Origin of the sequence: Buttiauxella agrestis ATCC 33320, from assembly GCF_000735355.1 — a bacterium.
Lineage (GTDB): Bacteria > Pseudomonadota > Gammaproteobacteria > Enterobacterales > Enterobacteriaceae > Buttiauxella > Buttiauxella agrestis.
In genome coordinates this window covers 1-4,073 of record NZ_JMPI01000043.1, presented here as the reverse complement: position 1 = coordinate 4,073, position 4,073 = coordinate 1, and the positions used below count along the sequence as shown (strand labels likewise).

The window sequence follows — 4,073 nt, the reverse complement described above, 5'->3', positions numbered from 1 at the left end:
TCTCAGGCTGACGCTCAGGCGAAGGCTGCAGAAGAAGCGGCGAAGAAAGCTGCTGCGGATGCACAAAAGAAAGCGACTGAAGAAGCAGCTAAAAAGCAGCTGATGCAGAGAAAAAGGCGGCTGCCGAAGCTGCCGCTGCGGCGAAAAAAGCTCAGCAGGAAGCCGAAAAGAAAGCTGCCGATGCTGAGAAGAAAGCTACGGCTGAAGCTGCCAAAAAAGCTGCTGCAAAAGAAGCTGCTGAGACTGCTGCGGCAGAAAAAGCTGCTTCTGACAAAGCCGCGGCCGATAAGGCTGCTGCTGCAAAAGCTGCTGCTGATAAAAAAGCCGCAGCAGATGCTAAGAAAAAGGCTGCTGCTGATAAAGCTGCTGCCGATAAGGCCGCCGCTGCGGGCGTTGACGATCTATTTGGCGACCTGAGCTCTGGTAAGAATGCGCCGAAAACGGGTGCGGGAGCGAAAGGTAATAGCGCAGCTGCTGCTGGAAAAGGGAATACTAAAAATAATGGCGCTTCTGGTGCTGAGATCAATGGTTACGCAGGTCAGATAAAAGCAGCAATTGAGAGCAAGTTTTACCAGGACCCTGCCTTCAGCGGCAAGACCTGCTCATTGCGCATAAAACTGGCTCCTGACGGCTTACTACTTGATATCAAATCAGAGGGTGGCGATCCGGCTCTTTGCCAGGCTGCCATCGCGGCAGCGCGTCTGGCGAAGATTCCGAAACCGCCAAGCCAGGACGTTTATGAAGTTTTCAAAAACGCGCCTATCGACTTTAAGCCACAGTGAAATTTTCCTCGCGAAAGTGAGGAAAACTAACCAGGCTGAGTCACAGGGTTTTGGTAGTTTTGTGTATTTGAGTTTGTTAACATTCTGCTAAATTATCGTGGGCTTTGGGTCCAGGTAAGGGAGATATGATGAAGCAGGCATTTCGAGTTGCATTAAGTTTTTTAATGCTGTGGGCAGCCGTGCTGCACGCAGAAGTTCGTATTGAGATTACCCAAGGGGTGGACTCAGCGCGTCCAATTGGTGTGGCGCCGTTTAAATGGGCAGGCCCAGGTGCGGCACCGGAAGATATTGGTGGCATTGTTGCCGCTGATTTACGTAACAGTGGCAAATTCAATCCACTCGATCGTTCACGTTTACCGCAGCAACCTGGCTCCGCTCAGGAAGTGCAACCGGCCGCGTGGACCGCTCTGGGTATTGATGCTGTTGTTGTTGGCCAGGTCACACCGAATGGTGATGGCAGCTATACCGTGGCTTACCAGTTGGTTGATACCTCTGGCGCACCGGGTACTGTACTGGCGCAAAATTCCTACAAAGTGAACAAACAGTGGCTTCGCTATGCCGGTCATACCGCCAGCGACGAAGTGTTTGAGAAGCTGACAGGTATCAAAGGTGCGTTCCGTACACGTATTGCTTACGTCGTGCAGACCAATGGCGGTCAGTTCCCGTATGAACTGCGCGTTTCTGATTACGATGGCTACAACCAGTTTGTGGTTCACCGTTCTCCGCAGCCGTTGATGTCACCAGCCTGGTCTCCAGACGGTAGCAAACTGGCTTACGTAACGTTTGAAAGCGGTCGTTCAGCGTTGGTTATCCAGACTCTGGCGAATGGTGCGGTGCAGCAGGTGGCTTCTTTCCCTCGTCACAACGGCGCGCCTACCTTCTCTCCAGACGGCAGCAAGCTGGCATTCGCATTGTCGAAAACCGGTAGCCTGAACCTGTATGTGATGGATATTGGCTCTGGTCAGATTCGTCAGGTGACTGATGGTCGCAGCAACAACACTGAACCGACCTGGTTCCCGGACAGCCAGAACCTGGCGTACACCTCCGATCAGGCTGGTCGTCCACAGATTTATAAAGTGAATGTGAATGGCGGTGCTCCACAACGTATTTCCTGGGAAGGTTCTCAGAACCAGGATTCCGATGTGAGTTCCGACGGTAAGTTTATGGTGATGGTTAGCTCGAACGGTGGGCAACAACATATCGCCAAACAGGATCTGGTAGCGGGTGGCGTACAAACTTTATCGTCAACGTTCCTGGATGAAACGCCAAGTCTGGCACCTAACGGCACGATGGTAATCTACAGCTCTTCTCAGGGGATGGGATCTGTGCTGAATCTGGTCTCAACAGATGGGCGTTTCAAAGCGCGTCTTCCGGCAACCGATGGTCAGGTTAAATTCCCTGCCTGGTCGCCGTATCTGTGATAATAAAATATTAAAGGATCAAAGAAATGCAACTGAACAAAGTGCTGAAAGGGCTGATGCTGGTATTGCCTGTTATGGCAATTGCTGCGTGTAGTTCTAACAAGAGCGCCAACAACGAGAGCGGCGAAGGTATGCTGGGCGCCGGCACTGGTATGGACGCTAACGGTAGCAATGGCAACATGTCATCTGAAGAACAGGCTCGTCTACAGATGCAACAGCTGCAACAGAACAACATCGTATACTTCGGTCTGGACAAATATGATGTTTCTTCTGAATTCGCTGCAATGCTGGATGCGCACGCTAACTTCCTGCGTAGCAACCCATCTTACAAAGTGACTGTAGAAGGTCATGCGGACGAACGTGGTACTCCGGAATACAACATTTCCCTGGGTGAGCGTCGTGCTAGCGCTGTTAAGATGTACCTGCAGGGTAAAGGCGTTTCTGCAGACCAGATCTCCATCGTTTCTTACGGTAAAGAAAAACCAGCAGTTCTGGGTCATGACGAAGCGGCTTACGCTAAAAACCGTCGTGCCGTTCTGGTTTACTAAGAGAACAGTATGAACAGTAACCTCAGACATCACTTGTTGAGTCTGTCGTTACTGGTTGGCATAGCGGCCCCCTGGGCCGCTACTGCTCAGGCGCCAATCAGTAGTGTCGGCTCAGGCTCGGTCGAAGACCGTGTCACTCAACTCGAGCGTATTTCTAACGCTCACAGTCAACTCTTAACCCAACTTCAACAACAACTCTCTGATAACCAAAATGATATTGATTCCCTTCGTGGTCAAATCCAGGAAAGTCAATATCAGTTGAATCAGGTTGTTGAGCGTCAGAAGCAAATTTTATTGCAGATAGACAGCCTCGGTAGCGGCGCTGCTGCAGGGCAAGCTGCTGGTGCAACCGATCAGGGCGCTGCTGCGACAGCAGCACCTGATGCTGCTGCGTCAGCCAGCACTCAGGCGGCTCCAGTGCAGGGTGGCGATGCCAACAGCGACTACAATGCCGCTATTGCCATGGTGCAGGATAAGTCCCGTCAGGACGAAGCCATTGCTGCATTTCAGAGTTTTATCAAGAAGTACCCAGATTCAACTTACCAGCCAAATGCTAATTACTGGCTGGGGCAGCTGAATTACAACAAAGGGAAAAAGGATGATGCGGCGTTTTATTTTGCCTCTGTGGTGAAAAATTACCCGAAATCTCCAAAAGCCCCGGACGCAATGTTTAAAGTCGGTGTGATCATGCAAGACAAAGGCGATACCGCAAAAGCGAAAGCTGTGTATCAACAAGTGATCAAACAATTTCCAAATACCGACGGCGCAAAGCAGGCACAAAAACGTCTGAATGCGATGTAGTGAGTGCGGCCTGACCAGATATTGCTGTTTTTCTGGTCAAGCCGAACGAAACGCGAGCCATTAGGTGATCTTGATCGAAATTCTTGTTGCGTCAAAATCTTAAATCAGTAATATATGCCGCCGTTGCCAAGGGATATCAAACAAACCCGAAGTGACTCGAAATTGGGTCGTTAGCTCAGTTGGTAGAGCAGTTGACTTTTAATCAATTGGTCGCAGGTTCGAATCCTGCACGACCCACCAATTTCGAAGCAGTACGAAGTAAGTGAATTGTGAAGGGTTCGAACCTGTAGCAGGTTCGAGTTGAGCGTTAGCGAAACAGCGTTGCTTTAGCAACGACCCCGAAGGGTGAGGCCAAAGGCCGAATCATCCTGCACGACCCACCAATTTCGAAGCAGTCAGTATTTGAAGAAGCAGTAAACCGCATTGCGGGGCGTTAGCTCAGTTGGTAGAGCAGTTGACTTTTAATCAATTGGTCGCAGGTTCGAATCCTGCACGCCCCACCAATTATGATGTAGTGCGAA

3 protein-coding genes, 2 tRNA genes, 1 other RNA gene and 1 pseudogene are annotated in these 4,073 nt (G+C 50.6%); all 7 read left to right on the top strand.

The window, feature by feature from the left end; translation table 11 throughout:
- Positions 1-782: pseudogene (gene tolA / locus GBAG_RS13885) on the top strand (cell envelope integrity protein TolA); the annotation flags it as partial.
- 128 nt (positions 783-910) lie between these two features.
- Positions 911-2,203, top strand: coding sequence for a Tol-Pal system beta propeller repeat protein TolB (tolB, locus tag GBAG_RS13880; RefSeq protein WP_034497136.1), 1,293 nt, complete (start codon positions 911-913; stop codon positions 2,201-2,203).
- Positions 2,204-2,229: 26 nt separating this feature from the next.
- Entirely contained in the window at positions 2,230-2,751 is a 522-nt protein-coding gene (gene pal / locus GBAG_RS13875) for a peptidoglycan-associated lipoprotein Pal (protein WP_034497134.1), read from the top strand.
- 9 nt (positions 2,752-2,760) lie between these two features.
- Positions 2,761-3,552: a cell division protein CpoB gene (gene cpoB / locus GBAG_RS13870; protein WP_034497131.1), complete on the top strand. Its 792-nt coding sequence runs from the start codon at positions 2,761-2,763 to the stop codon at positions 3,550-3,552.
- A gap of 164 nt (positions 3,553-3,716) precedes the next feature.
- Positions 3,717-3,792: transfer RNA gene (locus GBAG_RS13865), tRNA-Lys, on the top strand.
- Between the two features lie 15 nt (positions 3,793-3,807).
- Positions 3,808-3,935: non-coding RNA, RtT sRNA (locus GBAG_RS22215), on the top strand.
- A 44-nt stretch (positions 3,936-3,979) separates the two neighbouring features.
- Positions 3,980-4,055 (top strand) — tRNA-Lys (locus GBAG_RS13860).
- Positions 4,056-4,073: the final 18 nt, after the last annotated feature.